This window comes from Prochlorococcus marinus str. AS9601 (genome assembly GCF_000015645.1).
Taxonomy (GTDB): Bacteria; Cyanobacteriota; Cyanobacteriia; order PCC-6307; family Cyanobiaceae; genus Prochlorococcus_A; species Prochlorococcus_A marinus_O.
In genome coordinates this window covers 1,261,961-1,280,634 of the sequence record NC_008816.1, presented here as the reverse complement: position 1 = coordinate 1,280,634, position 18,674 = coordinate 1,261,961, and the positions used below count along the sequence as shown (strand labels likewise).

Annotated in this window: 18 protein-coding genes; 12 read left to right on the top strand and 6 right to left on the bottom strand. The window is 33.3% G+C overall.

The features are described from left to right. Positions 1 to 145 precede the first annotated feature (145 nt). The 4 genes from A9601_RS16200 to A9601_RS16185 are packed head-to-tail and all read left to right on the top strand — an operon-like array spanning position 146 to position 4,096. Positions 146 to 1,018: a TrmH family RNA methyltransferase gene (locus A9601_RS16200; protein WP_430270484.1), complete on the top strand. Its 873-nt coding sequence runs from the start codon at positions 146 to 148 to the stop codon at positions 1,016 to 1,018. A gap of 11 nt (positions 1,019 to 1,029) precedes the next feature. Next, a complete protein-coding gene (lpdA, locus tag A9601_RS16195) occupies positions 1,030 to 2,469 on the top strand; it encodes a dihydrolipoyl dehydrogenase (protein WP_011818916.1) in 1,440 nt (479 codons plus the stop codon). A 12-nt stretch (positions 2,470 to 2,481) separates the two neighbouring features. Next, complete coding sequence (gene trpC / locus A9601_RS16190) at positions 2,482 to 3,369, top strand: indole-3-glycerol phosphate synthase TrpC (RefSeq protein WP_011818915.1); 888 nt, start codon at positions 2,482 to 2,484, stop codon at positions 3,367 to 3,369. Between the two features lie 55 nt (positions 3,370 to 3,424). Next, positions 3,425 to 4,096, top strand: coding sequence for a hypothetical protein (locus A9601_RS16185; protein ID WP_011818914.1), 672 nt, complete (start codon positions 3,425 to 3,427; stop codon positions 4,094 to 4,096). Here the strand turns inward: A9601_RS16185 and sodX are convergent. The 3 genes from sodX to A9601_RS16170 form a co-directional block, all read right to left on the bottom strand. After that, the gene (sodX, locus tag A9601_RS16180) at positions 4,055 to 4,447 is read right to left on the bottom strand and encodes a nickel-type superoxide dismutase maturation protease (RefSeq protein WP_071813230.1); all 393 of its coding nucleotides are present in this window, start codon (positions 4,445 to 4,447) and stop codon (positions 4,055 to 4,057) included. The genes A9601_RS16185 and sodX overlap by 42 nt on opposite strands. A gap of 8 nt (positions 4,448 to 4,455) precedes the next feature. Next, entirely contained in the window at positions 4,456 to 4,929 is a 474-nt protein-coding gene (gene sodN, locus A9601_RS16175) for a superoxide dismutase, Ni (RefSeq protein WP_011818912.1), read from the bottom strand. A gap of 78 nt (positions 4,930 to 5,007) precedes the next feature. Beyond that, positions 5,008 to 5,580, bottom strand: coding sequence for an FKBP-type peptidyl-prolyl cis-trans isomerase (locus A9601_RS16170; RefSeq protein WP_011818911.1), 573 nt, complete (start codon positions 5,578 to 5,580; stop codon positions 5,008 to 5,010). A gap of 86 nt (positions 5,581 to 5,666) precedes the next feature. Here A9601_RS16170 and A9601_RS16165 point away from each other — a divergent pair, with 86 nt between their 5' ends. Next, positions 5,667 to 7,154, top strand: coding sequence for an apolipoprotein N-acyltransferase (locus A9601_RS16165; protein ID WP_011818910.1), 1,488 nt, complete (start codon positions 5,667 to 5,669; stop codon positions 7,152 to 7,154). Here A9601_RS16165 and mnmA read toward each other — a convergent pair. Beyond that, positions 7,147 to 8,304, bottom strand: a complete 1,158-nt coding sequence (gene mnmA / locus A9601_RS16160) for a tRNA 2-thiouridine(34) synthase MnmA (protein ID WP_011818909.1) — start codon at positions 8,302 to 8,304, stop codon at positions 7,147 to 7,149. The genes A9601_RS16165 and mnmA overlap by 8 nt on opposite strands. Before the next feature lie 46 nt (positions 8,305 to 8,350). Here mnmA and A9601_RS16155 point away from each other — a divergent pair, with 46 nt between their 5' ends. Continuing rightward, complete coding sequence (locus A9601_RS16155; protein ID WP_011818908.1) at positions 8,351 to 9,916, top strand: bifunctional ADP-dependent NAD(P)H-hydrate dehydratase/NAD(P)H-hydrate epimerase; 1,566 nt, start codon at positions 8,351 to 8,353, stop codon at positions 9,914 to 9,916. A gap of 139 nt (positions 9,917 to 10,055) precedes the next feature. Further along, complete coding sequence (locus tag A9601_RS16150; RefSeq protein ID WP_011818907.1) at positions 10,056 to 10,997, top strand: RpoD/SigA family RNA polymerase sigma factor; 942 nt, start codon at positions 10,056 to 10,058, stop codon at positions 10,995 to 10,997. 1 nt (position 10,998) lies between these two features. Here A9601_RS16150 and pdhA read toward each other — a convergent pair whose 3' ends face one another. Then, the gene (gene pdhA / locus A9601_RS16145; RefSeq protein WP_011818906.1) at positions 10,999 to 12,072 is read right to left on the bottom strand and encodes a pyruvate dehydrogenase (acetyl-transferring) E1 component subunit alpha; all 1,074 of its coding nucleotides are present in this window, start codon (positions 12,070 to 12,072) and stop codon (positions 10,999 to 11,001) included. Positions 12,073 to 12,185: 113 nt separating this feature from the next. Here pdhA and A9601_RS16140 point away from each other — a divergent pair, with 113 nt between their 5' ends. The 5 genes from A9601_RS16140 (at position 12,186) to A9601_RS16120 (ending at position 18,059) form a co-directional block, all read left to right on the top strand. Further along, positions 12,186 to 14,291 (top strand): IMS domain-containing protein, encoded by a 2,106-nt coding sequence (locus A9601_RS16140; protein ID WP_011818905.1) that lies wholly within the window; start codon positions 12,186 to 12,188, stop codon positions 14,289 to 14,291. 47 nt (positions 14,292 to 14,338) lie between these two features. Further along, the gene (gene ffh, locus A9601_RS16135; protein WP_011818904.1) at positions 14,339 to 15,835 is read left to right on the top strand and encodes a signal recognition particle protein; all 1,497 of its coding nucleotides are present in this window, start codon (positions 14,339 to 14,341) and stop codon (positions 15,833 to 15,835) included. 54 nt (positions 15,836 to 15,889) lie between these two features. Then, the gene (gene rpsP / locus A9601_RS16130; protein WP_011818903.1) at positions 15,890 to 16,255 is read left to right on the top strand and encodes a 30S ribosomal protein S16; all 366 of its coding nucleotides are present in this window, start codon (positions 15,890 to 15,892) and stop codon (positions 16,253 to 16,255) included. Between the two features lie 36 nt (positions 16,256 to 16,291). Further along, positions 16,292 to 17,248: a PhoH family protein gene (locus tag A9601_RS16125; RefSeq protein WP_011818902.1), complete on the top strand. Its 957-nt coding sequence runs from the start codon at positions 16,292 to 16,294 to the stop codon at positions 17,246 to 17,248. 73 nt (positions 17,249 to 17,321) lie between these two features. Further along, positions 17,322 to 18,059, top strand: a complete 738-nt coding sequence (locus A9601_RS16120) for a Bax inhibitor-1/YccA family protein (protein ID WP_011818901.1) — start codon at positions 17,322 to 17,324, stop codon at positions 18,057 to 18,059. Positions 18,060 to 18,111: 52 nt separating this feature from the next. Here the strand turns inward: A9601_RS16120 and A9601_RS16115 are convergent, their stop codons facing one another. Continuing rightward, positions 18,112 to 18,639 carry a hypothetical protein gene (locus A9601_RS16115; RefSeq protein WP_011818900.1) on the bottom strand — a complete coding sequence of 176 codons (528 nt, stop codon included), beginning with the start codon at positions 18,637 to 18,639 and terminating at the stop codon, positions 18,112 to 18,114. Positions 18,640 to 18,674: the final 35 nt, after the last annotated feature.

Genomic DNA, 18,674 nt, shown 5'->3' with positions numbered 1-18,674 from the left:
TTAGATTCATCATGACAAACTAATATTATTAAGTCCACCCTATGTAACGTCATGAATATTAATTAAAAGTGAAAATGTATTTTTTGATTTTTTGGGAAATAAAAATTTAATAAATAATTGTTCAAAATATTTATGTAATTAAAATATAGTTGATAACAAATTTTTCAAAATACTCATAGAAAATACTTTTTTAAAAATAACTAGTAAAAACAATAATCTAGTTAAAAGATTTAGATCATTTAAAAGAGGATCATCTCCAAAAGATCAAGACTTTTTTTGCATAGAGGGTACACATCTCATTGAAGAATTGCTGAAGTCTGGAAAAAATCCTTCTAAGATTTTAGTTACTGAAAAATGGCTAAGAAAGAATCAAAATCTAAGCAAAAAATTTGATGAGTCATTAATAAATATTGTCTCAGAGGAAGTCTTGGCGTCAGCGATTTCAACAATTAATCCAGATGGGATAGCAGCTTTAGTAGAGATTTCAGCAATACCTAATTATCAATTTAATAGAAAAGATGATTTTGTTCTTGTTCTCGACAGAATTCAAGATCCTGGGAATATGGGTAATCTATTTAGAACCGCTTTAGCTGCGGGTGTTAATGCAATTTTTTTAGCTGGAGGTGCGCACCCATTAGGCCAAAAGGTATTAAGAGCATCCTCAGGTGCAGTTTTTCATCTGCCATTTTTAAGATTTGATGGCATTGAAGAAGAAATATTAAATTCTTTACTTAATTCTTTGTCTGAATTATCAAATGTAGGATTTAAGATTTTCTCTACTAGTAGCCATAATGAGAGTACAAAAAAACCTTCAAAACCTTACTGGGAAGTTGATTGGTCTAGACGTACAGCATTAATTTTGGGTAATGAAGGTAAAGGTATTCATAAAAAAATTCAAGAAGCTTTTAATGAAACAATTACAATTCCGCATAGCGAGATTGTAGAATCATTGAATGTGGCTTGTGTTGCAGTTCCGTTATTACTTGAACGAAAAAGAGTCGCATATACCTCTAAATAAATAAATAAAAAGTGACTGATTCAAGTTTTGATTTTGATTTAATTGTAATAGGAGCAGGATATGGAGGTTTTGATGCCGCTAAACATGCTGCTGGTAAGGGGCTGAAAGTCGCAATAGTAGAATCTTCTGATATGGGAGGCACTTGTGTTAACAAGGGTTGTGTTCCCTCTAAAGCTCTTTTGGCTGCAAGTGGAAAAGTTAGAGAAATAGCTGATTATGAACATTTAGCTAAATTTGGTATACATGCTTCACCAGTAAGGTTCGAGAGATCAAAAATTGCAGATCATGCAAATAATTTAGTTTTAAATGTTAGAGAAAATTTAACAAAAACTCTTAAAAGGAGTGGAGTTGAAATTATTTTGGGCATTGGAAGAATTGAAGGAAATCAAAAAGTAGGTGTAAGAGATAAAAACGGAATTGATAAAATTTTTACATGTAAGAATATTGTTATAGCAACAGGCTCTTCTCCTTTTGTGCCCCGTGGAATAACTTTGGATAATAGGACCGTATTTACTAGCGATGATGCGGTTAAACTTGAGTGGCTTCCAAGATGGATAGCAATTATTGGAAGTGGATATATAGGTCTAGAATTTGCTGATGTTTATACCGCGCTTGGTTGTGAAGTTACCATGATTGAGGCTTTGGAGAATATTATGCCAACATTTGATCCAGACATCACTAAAATTGCCAAGAAGAACCTTATTCAAGCAAGAGATATAGACACAAAATCAAATGTCTTTGCGACAAAAATAACACCTGGATGCCCTGTAAAAATAGAACTGACTGATGCAAAATCTAAGGAAGTTGTAGAAACTTTAGAAGTTGACGCTGTACTAGTAGCAACTGGCAGAAGTCCTAATAGTAATAACTTAAATCTTGAGTCGGTTGGTATCGAAACAGTAAAAGGTTTTATTCCTGTAGATGATCAAATGAGAGTTAAGAATGGTGATGAAATAATACCTAACATTTGGGCTGTTGGAGATGTAACAGGCAAATTAATGCTAGCCCATACAGCTGCAGCGCAGGGTACTATTGCTGTTGATAATATTTGCGGTGGTAATGTCGAAATTAACTATAAAAGTATCCCCGCAGCAACCTTTACTCACCCAGAGATAAGTTCAGTTGGTCTCTCTGAAGTTGAAGCTAAAGAGATATCTACAAAAGAAAATTTTACTTTGGGAGTTGTCAAAAGTTTCTTTAAGGCTAATTCAAAAGCATTGGCTGAATTAGAGAGTGATGGATTGCTAAAGTTGATTTTCAACAAAGATAATGGGAAAGTATTAGGGGCTCATATTTTTGGGTTACATGCAGCTGATTTAATTCAAGAAATTTCGAACGCTATTTCAAGGAACCAAGATGTACTTGAACTATCTAAAGAAGTTCATACTCATCCTACTCTTAGTGAAGTAGTGGAGGTCGCATATAAACAGGCGGCTTCTCAAATAAAATAATACCTAAAATTAATGGAGATAAGACGCAGGCCACCAAATCCAACAGTGAGGGTAGAAAACTTAGAATATGCTGTACCTCATAGAGAAGCACAAGCAAAAAACATTCTGGAAGAAATTGTATGGCACAAGGATATTGAAATTAAGAATTTTAAAAAAATAGTCTCTTTAGAAGATCTCATCAAAAAAATTGAAAATCTTCCTACTCCCAAAGATTTTTATAAAAATATCTTGGAGTCAAAAATAAAACCAGGAGTTATTGCTGAAATAAAAAAAGCTAGTCCGAGTAAAGGAGTTATTAGAAAAGATTTTAACCCTGAAAACATAGCAATTTGTTATGAAGGATTAGGTGCATCATGTATCTCAGTACTTACCGATAAAAAGTTTTTTCAAGGTAGTTATGAAATACTCGAAACTGTAAGGAAATCTACTAATCTCCCTCTACTCTGCAAAGATTTTATTATTTCTGCTTATCAGATTTATAAAGCAAGGGTATCTGGTGCTGATGCAATATTATTAATCGCTGCGATTTTAAGTGATGATGATTTAATTTATTTAAAGAAAATAGCTGATAATTTAAAGATGAGTGTTCTTGTTGAAGTCCATAACTCTTATGAATTAGAAAGGATTCTAAAGTTAAAATCTTTTAATTTGATTGGAATAAATAATAGGGACTTAAAGACTTTTAAAACGGATTTAAAAACATCAAAAGAATTGATGAATACATATGCAGATATATTTTTAAAACAAAATATTATTCCCATAAGTGAATCTGGAATTAATTGTGCCGAAGATTTAGAATCGCTTAGATCTATTGGAATCATGGGAGTATTAATTGGTGAAACTTTTATGAGAGAAACTGATATTGAACAATCGTTCAAGAAATTATTTAACTCAATTTAAAATTGACTTCAAATCGTGCTATAAAATTGGATAAACAGAGTTGTCCTGAATATATATGCAGGCTGTAATTTTAACAGGTATAGTCTCAGGATTTGTGCATGTAGTTAGCGGCGCTGACCATCTAATTGCAATGGCACCAGCAGCGATTAATAATCCCCAAAAAGCTCTTAAAAATAGTTTCTCATGGGGTTTGGGACATTCTTCAGGAGTCCTTTTGTTAGCTTTTCTAGCGATTTTTATTAAGGATATTACGCCATTAAACAAATTTTCTAGTATTGCCGAATTCTTAGTTGGAATTTCACTTTTAATTGTTGGAGTATTTGCTATAAAAAATTCTTTTCAATTAAGTATCCACTCGCATTCCCATAAGCATGAGAATGGAATTGCCCATCGTCACTTTCACTTTCATGTTAAGGAACAAAAAAATAATAATAAGCACTCACATGCTTTGACTGGTTTAGGCTTGCTACACGGTATAGCTGGAGGTTCACATTTTCTTGCAGTTCTTCCTGCTTTAGCACTACCTTTAATAAGCGCTTGCTTTTATTTGATTTCATATTTGATTGGTTCAATCATAAGTATGAATCTTTTTACTTTTTTAATATCTTTTACTACCTTTAAAGCAAGTCAAAAATTTATTAAAAGATTAATAACTGTAGCAGGAGGTCTTTCCTTTTCTTTGGGATTATTTTGGATTCAAAGAAGCGCTTCTGTTTTTTTGAATTAAAAAATTTTTTAATTTAGGAATAATCATTTTAGAGGTAACAATCCCAATTATTTTTTCGTTATTGATTAATCCAAATTTATTACTATCTTCGCTAAATTCAATATTGTCGCCAATAACCTCAACGTTATTTTTATTTACTGAATTTATCCTTTTTATTAGTTTTTTATTTTTAATTGGATGATTAAAAATAACTATTTGTCGATTTTTAAGTATTGATTTATTCTTTTTATATTTTTTAAAAAATACAATGTCGCCTTCTTTTAGGCAAGGAAACATAGATTCACCACTAATAATCGCGGTTCTTCTTAAACCTAAAAAAAATAAAATAAAATCAAAAAAACTTTTGAAAATAATTCTGATTAACTAGCTTTTACAAAAGCGTCTGATCTTCCTTTTGAAGCCCAGAAGATATTATGAATTTTTTCTACATAACTCATTAGTTCTTCAGCTTGGGCTAAGTCAATATTAACTTTGCATGCACTGCATAATTTGGCCGCCTTCCAAATGGTTTCATGTAAGTCTGGATAAGTTTCTAAGTGAACTGGTTTAAAGTAATCTGTCCACAAAATTAAAATATCTTTCTTTGTTTCTTTTGCTTGCTCTTCTTTAACTGCAACATATCTAGAAAATGTATTACTGTATGCAGCCCACTCTGCTGAATCAGTGCTAGAAGGAGCTTCTAATGCAATAAGTTTTTTTGTCATTGATAAAACTGCTTCAGCTGCAACTCTCGTAGATGCTGGATCGTAAACTCCACAAGGACCATCGCAGTGAGCATGGACTGTCATTGGGGATTTTTTATCTAGAAAAGAATTGATGAATTTACTTAACATTTCAAATATTTGATGTTGTATATATATTACTTGGAGATTAACTAAATTGAAAAGTCTTAGATATTTTTCTTACTTAATTTAATTGACTTTTAATAATTCAACTTCAAATATTAAAGTCGCATTAGCAGGAATTACATTTCCAGCTCCTCTTGATCCGTAACCAAGTTCCGGAGGTATTGTTAATTTTCTTTTGCCTCCAACTTTCATGCCTGCTACACCTTCGTCCCAACCCTTTATTACTCGGCCAGCACCCAATGGAAAGCTGAATGGAGCTCTGCCAATACTGGTATCAAATTGTGTCCCGTCTTCTAGCGTTCCTGTGTAATTTACAGTAACTGTTTGCCCAGCACTAGCCTCATCTCCTTCCCCGTTTACGATATCTGCAATAATTAGACCGCTTTCTGTAGTCCTTGAATTGTTGTCTGATGGTGTTTCTTCTGCCATAGCGAAAAGTATAGGATTTGGATCTGATGGGTCTAGTTCAAATAAATTATTATTTGAGACATTTGATGATTTTGCAACAGGTGATCTTTGAACTGACTGAATTTCTGATTCAGCAGCATTAACAACTTGAGGTGAATTAAATTGACTGAAAAGAGTTAATGAAACACAAAAAACAAAAACTGCAAAACTAATAAAGACTTCTCTCACTTAAATTTTGAAAGTTACTACAACTTAGTCTACAGAATGAAGGTACAATAAATGGGTGATTATAAATTTAATTTCGTAATTTTAGATTGTTAATCCCAACTCAAGTTAAAAGTCTAAGACAATATTTTTACCCTTGTTTAGGAGGGATTTTAGGAGGTATTTCAGTTTCAACTCATTTTTGGCTGATTTTTATGCCGATATCATTATTTATTTTATGGAAGGGAAGTGAAAGGAGAATAGCAAATTTTTGTTGGGGTTTTTTCTTTATCTTGATAAGTCATTCTTGGCTTTATGATCTTCATCCATTGACATGGCTTGGTTTTTCAAAGCTTGCAAGTATAAGTATTGCCATTTTAATATTATTATTTTGCGCTTTCTGGGGTGGGATATTAGTTTATTTATGGGGATTATTAGTTGAAATTATTCTCTGGAAAGAGGATGTTTTCAAAATGAAAAAATTATCTTTAATAGTAAAAGTATTTTTTCTATCTTTGACTTGGGGTATTGGTGAATTGATACTTTCTCAAACCCCTTTTTTTTGGATAGGTTTAGGAGAGAGTCTTATACCAGGTGATATTTATCTTGCTGGTTTAGCAAGATGGATTGGTGCAAGTGGTTTATGCGTATTGCAAATATTGTTTGGATTTTGGATTTTTTATATTCAAGGTAGATGGGAAAGAAAACTTTACTTTAAGAAAATATTTCTTTTAGGAATTTTGGTTTTTATTTTCTTACATTTATTTGGAGGTTTAACAACTCCAATAAAAAGAAATTATGAATATCCAGTAGCTATTTGGCAAACAAATATACCAACAAGAGAAAAATTCAAAATAAATGACGAATTTATTGAAGAAAAGCTATCTATCGCTCAAAAATATGCTTTGTCAAACAAAGCGAAACTTCTTGTTGCTCCAGAAGGAACTCTATCTAATAATTTTTATTCTTCTAAAGGCATTAAGGTTAATTCCTTGTTAGGAGGTTTCAGAAATTCAAATAATGAGTTAAGAAGTTCTTTACTCGGATTTCAAATTGGAGATAAATCTTTTACCACATTTATAGATAAAAATAGACTTGTTCCAATAGGTGAAAAAATACCTAGATTTCTAGATAGTTTTTCAAGAGGATTATCTGCAGTAGGAGGCATTCAACCAGGCTCTGATTCAAGATTTTTTGATCCTAAATTTACACCCCCACTAGCAGTAGCTATATGTTACGAAATTAGTGATGGACTAAAAATAAGAAAGGCTATTAGTAGCGGTGCAAAACTAATAATAACTGCAGCAAATTTAGATCCATATCCAGCTAAGCTTTATAATCAATTCCTATCTTTGGCTAGATTAAGAAGTATTGAAAATATGAAAAATAATTTACTTGTATCAAATACCGGCCCTTCGGGCTTAATTCAAGATGATGGAAAAATAATTAAAATTTTAGATTATGATGTTGAGCAAAATGAAATAGTGTTCCCTAATTTTTCATCCGAAAAGACTTTCTATACAAAATTTGGAGATAAACCTATTTTGTTTTTATTTATATTATTTGTGGGATTGAATTTCTTTTGGAAAATTAACTAATTAATCCACCACCTAATAAAATTTCTCCCTTATAAAAAACTGCAGCTTGTCCGGGCGTTACCGAACTTTGACTTTCTTCAAAAATTAATTTAAATGTTGTAGTTGTATTATCTAAATTTTTCAAAGGGATTAATGTACCTTTTACTGGATTACTTCTATATCTAATTTGTGCTTGTACTTCTATCTCTTGCTCAGGTTCTTCGATTGAAACCCAGTTAACCTTACTAATTATTGCTTCTTTATTAAATAGATCACTTTTATCTGCTACATAAACTATGTTTTTTAACCTATCTAAACTTTTTACATATAATGGTTCAGGCCAGGCAATGCCCAACCCTTTTCTCTGACCTACCGTAAAGTGCTGAATTCCATTGTGCTTCCCAAGGACTTTCCCATTTACATGAACAATTTCTCCTTCTTTGGGTTCTATGTGTTTATCGATAAATATCTGCATTGATCCATAATGCTCAACTAAACATAAATCTTGACTTTCTGGTTTTTGAGCAGTTCTAAGGCCTAATCTGAGGGCTTCCCTTCTTGTATCTTCTTTTTTCATTTCACCAAGAGGAAATTCTAATCTGCTTAGTACTTCTTGAGAAAGAGAATAAAGAAAATAACTTTGGTCTTTGTTTTCGTCAGCACCTCTGAGAAGAAGGAATTCCTTAAATACAAGGTTCTTGCAATCAAGTGTTGTAGCATATGATGATTTATTTATCCTTGCGTAATGTCCTGTCGCAATATGAGTAAAGTCTTTTTTGCTTATTGCGTAATTAAGCATCTCTTCAAACTTCACATTCTTGTTACACATCGAACATGGAAGTGGAGTGAACCCTTTCTCATAGCTTTCAGTAGTTTTTTTAATTACCTCTCTTTCGAAAATTTCTCTTGAGTCTATTATTTTATGATTTATTCCCAAATCTTCACAAAGGCCAGCAGCATCTACTAATCCTTCAGAACAACAGGAGCCTTGTCCTTTCATTAGCCAAAGAGTTAGTCCCTCAACATTCCAGCCTCTTTCTACAAGAAGGGCAGCTGAAAGGGAACTATCTACGCCACCAGATAGACCTACAATAATATTTTTCTTCTTTTTAGTTTTATTATTAGAAGAAAAAAAGTTCTCTAAGTTTTTATCCTTTTGTGTCTTTAACATGAATGTTTAAATTTTTGAACAGTACTTCAATTGCTTTGTACTCATTATGAATGAAATTGTATGGCCAACAATTGACTCTGAACATTTAATTGTTGATTCAAAGCAAATGCTGGTATTAGAGAAAGAAATGTTTTCTGATGGGATGCCAAAAGAAGCATTGATGGAAAAAGCTGGTATCCAAATTAGTAGATGGCTCTTAAAAAAGAAACCTCTTCTCAAGCATGGAATAACTTTTTTTATAGGTCCTGGGCATAATGGCGGGGATGGTGCAGTAATAGCTAGAGAACTTTTTTTGAGAGGTTTTAATGTTCAGGTATGGTGTCCATTCCCGATAAAAAAAACATTAACAAATAACCACCTTAATTATCTTACATCTATTGGTGTCACAAAATTAGTAGAGCCTCCTGATGCAAATGGGAAAGAGCTTTGGATTGATGCAGTTTTTGGTAACAATCAAACAAGAAAAGTTGATGATAAATTAATTAAACTGTTTAATCAAAAATTTCATAAAAAACATGGAAAGGTAATAAGTATTGATATTCCAACAGGATTATGTCCTGATAAAGGAGAGCCTTTTTTAGATAACGCAGTAAAGGCAGATTATACCTTGACCATTGGTCTTTATAAGATTGGGTTGACCCAAGATTCTGCTTTGCCTTTTATTGGAGAATTGCACCATATAGATGTTGGGATACCTACTAGTAAACTGTCCAAAGTTGATAAAAAGATTTTTAAGGTTACTTACAAAGACATTAAACATATTGATTTACCTTCTTTACCAAAAAATTACAACAAATATCAAAGAGGTAGGACATTACTAATAGCAGGAAGTGAAAAATATCCTGGTGCCGCATACTTGGCATTAAAAGGGGCTATGTCAAGTGGAGCAGGCTTTATCTCTGCGGTCCTTCCTGGGATAGTTTCTGAATCTATTTGGCAAGTTGCCCCAGAAATAGTTTTGAAAGAAACTATGCAATCTAACCAAAATGGCAATGCATCTTTATTTAGTGCATTAAGGAATATTGATTTAAGTGCATTTGATTCATTAGCTGTCGGTCCAGGAATAGGAATTGATAATGATGATTGGCAAAAATCAAAAGACTATCTTATTGATTTTGGAGGATTATTGATCTTGGATGCAGATGCACTTAATAGAATTTCGGAATCTAAGTTGGGGGCAAATTTCTTTTTAGAGAGAAAGTTTAAGACATGGATTACACCACATAGCAAAGAATTTGGAAGATTATTTCCCAATATCAATTCTCATACCAATGTTGGGCTTGCCCGTGAAGCGGCAAAAGAATTCAATATCAGTATTTTGTTAAAAGGAGCTAACAGTGTAGTTGCTGATAATAGAAAAGTATGGCAACTTTTTGGAACCGATTCTCAGACAGCTCGAGCTGGATTGGGAGATCTTTTATCTGGTTTTGTAGCTGGTAGTTCTGCAATTGATTCAACCTTGTGTAGAAATATATCAACAGATTTTTTTGCTAAGTATGTACTTCTGCATTCATTTGCTGCATCAAAGTGCAAAAAAGGGTCAAATGCTTCTGTTATTGGTGACGAATTGTCAAAATTAATGAGAAATATAAAAACGAGACAAATATCTTGAAAGAAACAATTTAAGAGAGTTATTTATAGTTTTAAACACATAAGTGTACAAATATTACTTGAAATCTGAAGCGCGCATTAAATATTTGGCCATTTTCATAAAAGTGTAGGAGAGTTTTAATACCTTATTAGGTCTAAAAATGGTCTCATCATTACCCATACAATCAGAACCACCTAAAAGGAGGAGTAATGATCCAATAAGTTGGTATTTGCAAAATATTGGTAGAGTTCCCTTATTAACGCCTGCCGAAGAGATTGAATTGGGTAATCAAGTCCAGAAGATGATGATTCTTACAGAAGATGGACAATTAAATGAAAAGGTTAATGAATTTACAACACAGCAAAAAAGAACTATAAAAATTGGACGAAGAGCTAAAGAAAGAATGATGAAAGCTAATTTAAGATTAGTTGTCAGTGTGGCAAAAAAATATCAAGGTAAAGGACTGGAATTACTTGATTTAGTTCAAGAAGGTTCTCTTGGGTTGGAGAGGGCTGTTGAAAAATTTGATCCGACAAGAGGATATAAGTTTTCTACTTATGCATTTTGGTGGATTAGGCAGAGTATGACAAGAGCTATTGCATGTCAATCAAGAACAATCCGTTTACCTGTTCACTTAAGTGAAAGGTTGGCTTCTATCAGAAAAGTTAGTAGAGATTTGGCTCATAAGCTTGGTGCTATGCCAAGCAGAATTGAAATTGCAGAAGCAATGGAAATTGATGTAGAAGAATTGGATTCTGTTTTGAGACAAGCCTTATCGACAAGTAGTTTAGATGCCCCAGTAAATGGTGATGATGGCAGGAGCTTTTTAGGTGATTTGATTGCAGATAGTAATAATGAAGAACCTCTAGATCAAGTTGAACAAAAAATGCATCAAGAGCAGCTTGGTAAATGGTTAAGTCATTTAAGCGAGCAAGAACAACATGTTCTCAAACTAAGGTTTGGACTTGATGCAAATGAGAGACATACGCTTGCAGAAATTGGAAGATTATTAGAAGTTTCTAGAGAAAGAGTAAGACAAGTTGAACTTAAGGCACTAAGAAAATTAAGGAATTTAACCAGAAAATTACCTAGCGGTATTTAATCTAATCTTCTGCCCAAATATATTTGGTTAATTCTTCTGAAGGAGGTTCAGGAGCTTCAATTGCATTTTTAACTGACTCCGCTATTTCAGCATCAATCTTCTTTTCAATAATTTTTAATTCTTCTTCCGTAGCGAATTTACCGTCAATAATTTCTTGAGCTAATTTCTTAATAGGGTCTCTTTTTCCCCAAAACTCCTTCTCTTTTTCAGACCTTAATTCATCTGGATCTGCAAGAGAATGCCCTCTATATCTATAAGTTAAACATTCTAAAAGTGTGGGACCTTCTCCTGCCCTAGCTCGCTCAATTGCTCTTTGTGCTGCCCCTCTTACTGCTAATACATCCATTCCATCAACTTCCTCACCGTGCATGCCAAAAGCAGACGCTTTTCTCCAGATTTCAGGATTACTAGTAGCTCTATCATGAGCCATACCAATAGCCCATTTATTATTCTCAACAACAAAAATTATGGGTAATTTCCATAACTGGGCCATATTTAAACATTCAAAAAACTGCCCATTATTGCAAGTCCCATCCCCAAAAAATGCTGCAGTTACAGCATCACTATTACTATTTCCAGCAACTTCCTTTTTGTATTTACTTGAAAAGGCTGCCCCTAAGGCAACAGGAATTCCCTCTCCAATAAATGCATATCCTCCTAGTAGGTGATGCTCTCTTGAAAATAAGTGCATGGATCCACCTCGGCCTTTGCTACAACCAGTGGATTTACCAAAAAGTTCACTCATTACTTCAAATGAGGGAACACCCGCACTTAGTGCATGAACATGATCGCGATAGGTACTACAAAACCAATCATGTTTCTTTTTCATGGCGCCAATTACTCCTGTGCTTATAGCCTCTTGACCGTTATATAAATGAACGAAACCAAACATTTTCCCCCTGTAATACATTTCTGCACACTTATCTTCAAATCTACGACCAAGCGTCATGTCTTCATAAAGGAATAATCCGGTTTCTCGATCTAATTCGGCTTTTTTTATGTCTTGAAGATTTGAGATTCTCTCTACGTGTGTTTCCAAGAAAAATACCTTAACGAAGTTTTGATTTGTTAACATTCTAAGCCGTGATGGGCGATTTTCATGATTTTTTTTAATAACTCTGTAAGACCTTGTGAAAAAATTTTTTAACTTGATAAAATTTGTCTAAGAATTTTCAATAGGATATTTGTTTGGAACTTCCTTTAGACCATTTTCGTTTAATTGGCGTAAGCCCCTCTGCAACTTCTGAGGAAATATTAAGGGCGTTTCAATTGCGGTTAGATAAAACACCTGATGAAGGTTTTACTTATGAAGTTTTAACCCAAAGATCTGAGCTACTTCGCCTCACTGCCGATCTACTTACAGATCCAGAAAGCAGAAGAGAATACGAAAATTTGTTATTAAATGGGAATTCTGGATTGGATTTTTCCTCAAATAGAGAAGTAGCAGGATTAATACTTCTTTGGGAATCAGGTTCACCAAAAGAAGCTTTTAAAATAACGAGAAAAGCATTGCAACCCCCTCAAACCCCAGCTTTAGGAAGTAGTAGAGAAGCTGATTTAACATTATTGGCTGCTTTAACAGCTAGAGATTCTGCAATACAAGAACAACAGCTTAGATCCTATTCGAGCGCGTCAGACTTTTTACATGAAGGTATAAAACTTCTACAAAGAATGGGAAAGCTTGGAGAAAAAAGAAAAGAACTTGAAGAAGATTTGGCTGCTTTGCTTCCTTACAGAATACTAGATCTACTTAGTAGAGATCTAAATGATCAAGACTCTCATAAAAAAGGTTTAAGTATGTTGGAAAATTTAATAATCAAAAGAGGTGGTTTGGAAGGTAATAATAAATCTGAATATAAAGATTATTTAAATCAGCAAGAGTTTGAAGCTTTTTTTCAACAAATAAAGCCATTTTTGACAGTGCAAGAACAGATTGATTTGTTTCTTGAATTACAAAAAAGAGGATCATTAGAAGCAGGATTTTTAGCGTTTCTATCTTTAACAGCTATTGGTTTCTCTAGAAGAAAGCCAGAAAAATTATTTGAAGCGAGAAGAATTTTAAAAAAATTAAATTTATCAGGTCTTGATTCAATGCCTCTAGTTGGTTGTTTAGATTTACTTTTAGCTGACATTGACCAAGCCTCTGCAAGGTTTTCAAGTAGTTCTGATGAAAATTTACGAGATTGGCTCAATAATTATCCTGGAAATAAGTTAGAAGCTATATGTATTTTCTGTAAAAATTGGTTAGAAAATGATGTTTTAGTTGGGTATAGAGACATTAACTCAAAAGAGGTGGATTTAGATTCTTGGTTTGAAGATAGGGAAATTCAAGAATTTATTGAAAAATTAGAAAAGAAAACAAAAAAAATTGCAATTAGATCAAATCTTCAAAACCAACAAACTGAGAAGGAATCCTCCACAAAAACGACTGAAGATTTTGATAATGTATTGGGGAATATTGATGAAAGAAGATTACCTTGGCCTGGTGGCATAAAACAAGGCTATGAGAAGGTTGAGACCAAAAAAACAGAATTCAATGAGGAATACTTTAAGAAAAAACCAATTGAGTTTTATAATTTTTTAATTGAAAAAATTGCTGAATTTAAGTTTAGTTTTGGGGAATTCTTAAAGGATAAAGAGATAATTAATCGGTCTCCGTATTTAATTTATATCTATGCATTTTTGATCTTATTTGCATTTGGTATTGGTATTGGATTTTTAAGAAATAATTTTAAAAAATCAATTCAGGACGAATCTATTGCTGAAAAACCATTAATTGCAAAAGATAAAAATCAAAAGATTAGTGAGATAGATATTATTCAAGAAATAAAAAAAAATCCTTCAAATAAATTGAATTCTATTTCTGAGAAATCTACTTCAATTATTTCTTATGAATTCAAAGAACTTAATACTGCTTCACCTACTTTGGAAGATATAAAGAATTTAATTAATAGATGGCTTCTTAATAAAAGTAATTACTTAGAGGGAAAGGGTGAAATTAATCTTTCTAAGATTGTTAGTAAAGGTCTAATTGATCGAACAATCGAAGAAAGACAGAACGATATCAAGAAAGGAATTTATAAGGAGATTAATTCCCAAATACTTAAAATTGATTTGGAATCGCAAACTTCATCTAGGATAGTTGTTTTAGTAGAATTGAATTATTTAGAGAGGTTAGTAAAGAATTCGGGAGAATTTATTAATGAAACATCTTTAAATCCCCTTAAAGTTAAATATATTTTGGGCTTTTCAAATAAATCGTGGAAATTGGTTGATTTCGTGAGCGGCTTGTAATTACAAACTTCAAGATCATCTATAATAATTAAAATTACTTTTTAATAATGTTTGATGAACTCTCGTCACGCTTTGAAGACGCAGTAAAGGGTTTAAGAGGCGAAGCAAAAATTAGTGAAAATAATATAAACGATGCCTTGAAGGAGGTAAAAAGAGCACTCCTTGATGCAGATGTTAGTTTGTCTGTAGTAAAAGAGTTTATTTCAGATGTCAAAGATAAAGCTATTGGGGAAGAAGTAGTTAGGGGTGTAAACCCAGGTCAAAAATTTATTGAAGTTGTAAATAAAGAGTTGATTAACATTATGGGGAATGAAAATTCTCCATTAAACGAAAATGAAAAAAGTCCTACAGTCATTTTGATGGCTGGACTTCAGGGAGCTGGTAAAACAACTGCAACAGGAAAATTAGGACTTTATTTAAAGGAAAAAGATAAAAAAGTTCTTTTGGTGGCTGCAGATATTTATCGACCAGCAGCTGTAGAGCAGCTTAAAACATTGGGAAGTCAATATGAATTGGAAGTTTTTTCAGCTAAAGAAAAAAATAGCAAACCAGAAGAAATAGCAAAGGAAGCATTGAATTTTGCTAATGAAAATGATTTTAATTCGATAATTATTGATACCGCAGGAAGACTGCAAATTGATGATTCCATGATGAGTGAAATGGTTCGAATAAAAGAAGTTTCTAATCCTGATGAGATTTTGCTTGTAGTTGATTCAATGATTGGGCAAGAAGCTGCAGACTTAACAAAATCATTTCATGAAAAAGTAGGAATCACAGGGGCGATATTAACTAAGTTGGATGGCGACTCAAGAGGTGGAGCTGCTTTATCGATAAGAAAAATAAGTGGTAAACCAATCAAATTTATAGGTGTAGGTGAAAAAATAGAGGCATTGCAACCATTTCATCCAGAGAGAATGGCCAGCAGAATTTTAGGCATGGGCGATGTATTGACACTTGTTGAAAAAGCACAAAAAGAAGTTGAACTTGCTGATGCAGAAGCGATGCAAAAGAAACTTCAAGAAGCGACTTTTGATTTTAATGATTTTGTAAAGCAAATGAGATTAATTAAAAGAATGGGTTCACTTGGTGGATTGATTAAATTGATTCCTGGAATGAATAAAATAGATGATGGGATGATAAAAGATGGAGAAGATCAACTTAAGAAAATAGAATCTATGATCTCGTCAATGACTCTTGAGGAGAAACAAAAACCCGAAGTTCTTGCCGCTCACCCCTCAAGAAGACAAAGAATCGCTCAAGGTAGCGGTTATGAAGCAAAAGATGTAGATAAAGTTTTAGCCGATTTTCAAAGAATGAGAGGTTTTATGAAACAAATGTCTAACGGAGGGATGCCAGGAATGGGAGGAATGCCAGGAATGGGAGGTATGCCAGGAATGGGAGGAATGCCAGGAATGGGAGGAATGCCAGGAATGGGAGGAATGCCAGGAATGGGAGGTATGCCAGGAATGGGAGGTATGAGTGGTAATAGGCAAATGAAAAAACAAAAAAATAATAAAAAGAAAAAAGGTTTTGCTGATTTATAGTTTCTATATTTTTACCTTTAAATGATATTATTATTTAAAACGCATTAATTTAAGATGATTAAATTGCGCCTTAAGCGCTTTGGAAAGAAAAAAGAGGCAAGTTTCAGAATTGTTGCATGCAACAGTACTTCCAGAAGAGATGGTAGACCCCTGCAAGAACTAGGTTTTTATAATCCAAGAACAAAGGAAACCAGACTTGACACAGAAGCTTTAAGAACAAGACTTACGCAGGGTGCTCAGCCAACTGATGTTGTAAGAACTTTATTAGAAAAAGGAGGGTTATTAGAAAAAACAGAAAGACCCTCGATCGCAATTGGTAAAGCAAAGTTAGAGAAGGAAAAATTAGCTAAGGCTAAAACTAAAGACGAAGAAAATGATAATAGTAAAGTTGAAAGCGAGGGTAATGAAGCTGAAAGCTAGTGAGTTGTTAAATTTTTATTCTTATTCAATAACTAGATGAAAGAAGTTTCCAAAACTGGTCACTTCACAATAGATCTGCCAAGCTCTGATGCTGCTACAGCATTATCTGGACCTGGTAATTCTTTCTTAAAAAAATTTGAGTCTCTTACAGGAGTTTCTTTAACTATAAGGGGCTTACAACTTGAGATGAACGGTGTCATATCTAAAATTGAGAGAGCCTCAGCATTAGTAGAACTAACAAGACCAATTTGGGAACAAGGGTTAGAAGTCCCAGAGGTAGATCTTAAAGCGGCTTTAAGTTCTTTAAATATGGGCGAATCGTCTTCACATGCTGAACTAGGAAAAAAAATTCTTGCGCGTTCCAAAGAAGGAAGATATTTAAGACCAAGAACTATAAGACAAAAAGAATATGTTGAATCAATTGAAAGCTTTGATCTTACCTTTGCGATCGGTCCAGCTGGAACTGGTAAGACATTTTTAGCAACTGTTTGCGCGGCAAGACTATTAAACGAGAAAAAAATTGAAAAAATTATTTTAACCAGACCAGCTGTAGAAGCTGGTGAAAGTTTGGGATTCCTACCTGGTGATTTGCAACAAAAAGTAGATCCATATTTAAGACCCTTATTTGATTCTTTACATAGTATTTTCGGGATTGACAGAACAAATTCGTTAATTGATAAGGGAATTATTGAAGTTGCTCCTTTGGCATTTATGAGAGGCAGAACCTTAGATAACTCCATAGTTATCCTAGATGAAGCGCAAAATACTACTTGCTCTCAAATGAGAATGTTTTTGACCAGATTAGGAGAGAGATCCAAAATGGTTGTAAATGGAGATATTACACAAATTGATTTAAAAAAAGATCAGGAAAGCGGCCTCATCGAAGCATCGAGAATTTTCTCAAAAACTCAAGATATAAAATTTTGTTATTTAACTGTTGAAGATGTGGTTCGTCATCCTTTAGTTCAGAAAATTATTGAGGCTTATCAATAACTTCATAACTCTGGAGATCCGTACCCTGAAATTTTAAAAATCGAGTAGAATAAAACCATATTTAAAAAAGAAAATGCCAGCAAGTAGTAATTTCAATCAAGCTATTCGTGAAGCACAAACTAGTTCAATTGTTGGACCTAATGTTGTTCAAAAAGCTTTACCTTACGTTGGTGGAGGTATGGTTCTAACTTCTTTAGGAGTTTTAGCAGGTGTCTCACTCATAGCAACAAATCCTGGGCTTTTCCAGCCTCTTTCAATAGTTGCATTAATTGCAGAATTGATTTTGTTTTTTATAGCCACAAGTGCTGCAAATAATGCAAATAATGCGAAGGCCCTACCCTTGTTGACAGGATTTAGTTTGTTAACTGGATTCACCTTAAGTGGAATAGTTGCTTTAGCAATAGGAACTATTGGTATTGGTTCGGTTGGAACAGCTGCCTTAGCCACTGGTATAACTTTTGTTATTGCCTCTTATACTGGCCAGAGAATGAGTGATAGTGTTGGTCAAGCACTAAGTGGGGTAGTTGGTCTTGGGTTGATAGGACTGCTTATAGCAATGTTTGTCCAATTAATTGGAGGATTTTTTGCTCCAGGCGTTTTTGGAGGCTCAGGACTCGAATTGATAATTGCAGGATTTGGAACTGTCTTATTCGTCGCAATGTCATTTGTCGATTTCTATACAATGCCAAGAAGATATAATGATGATCAATACCTTGCAGGGGCTTTAGGTATGTATCTAACTTATATAAATCTTTTTGTTTTTATATTGAGATTAATGATTGCACTTCAAGGAGGCGGAAGAAGAGACTAAACACATTACGTAAATAACTAAACTAAAAGCGTAGATTTGTTTCTACGCTTTTTTATTGGGCGATATCAAGAATTTGTTTTTTTATAAATTCCTTTTGCTCTTTATCATACTTTACTGATTTATCAAAACTATTGCCCATATCATCTAAGTCTCTAAGGACTTGATTGACAGACTTTGCAACTGACTTAGATTCTAACAGTCTTAAAATAGCCTTACATCTATCTGAAATGTTTTCTGATGTTATCTCATATTCATGATTATTATCTCTTCGATGAATAATAATTTGAGCAGAACTCATTATTAAATTTTTTACTACTATGTCTGTTACAGCATCACCACCTTCGTTCAGTTTGTAAATTAGTGAAAAAGGAAGTTTATCTAATAAAAAACAATCTTTATCAGATAAAGCGTATGCAAAAAATCCTCTGAGTCCATTTCTTGTTTTAGTTAGTTCCGCGATTCTATCTGCTAAAACCTCTTCGCTGAGTAAATCTTCACCCCACTCTTTGCACCATTGTGCGGATATGTTTATTGCTTGCGTGAACGAAGCTTCTTTTAAATTTATGGTTTTTTTTTTCATTTTTGATCAGAATTTTATTATTGATGCATTAAAAG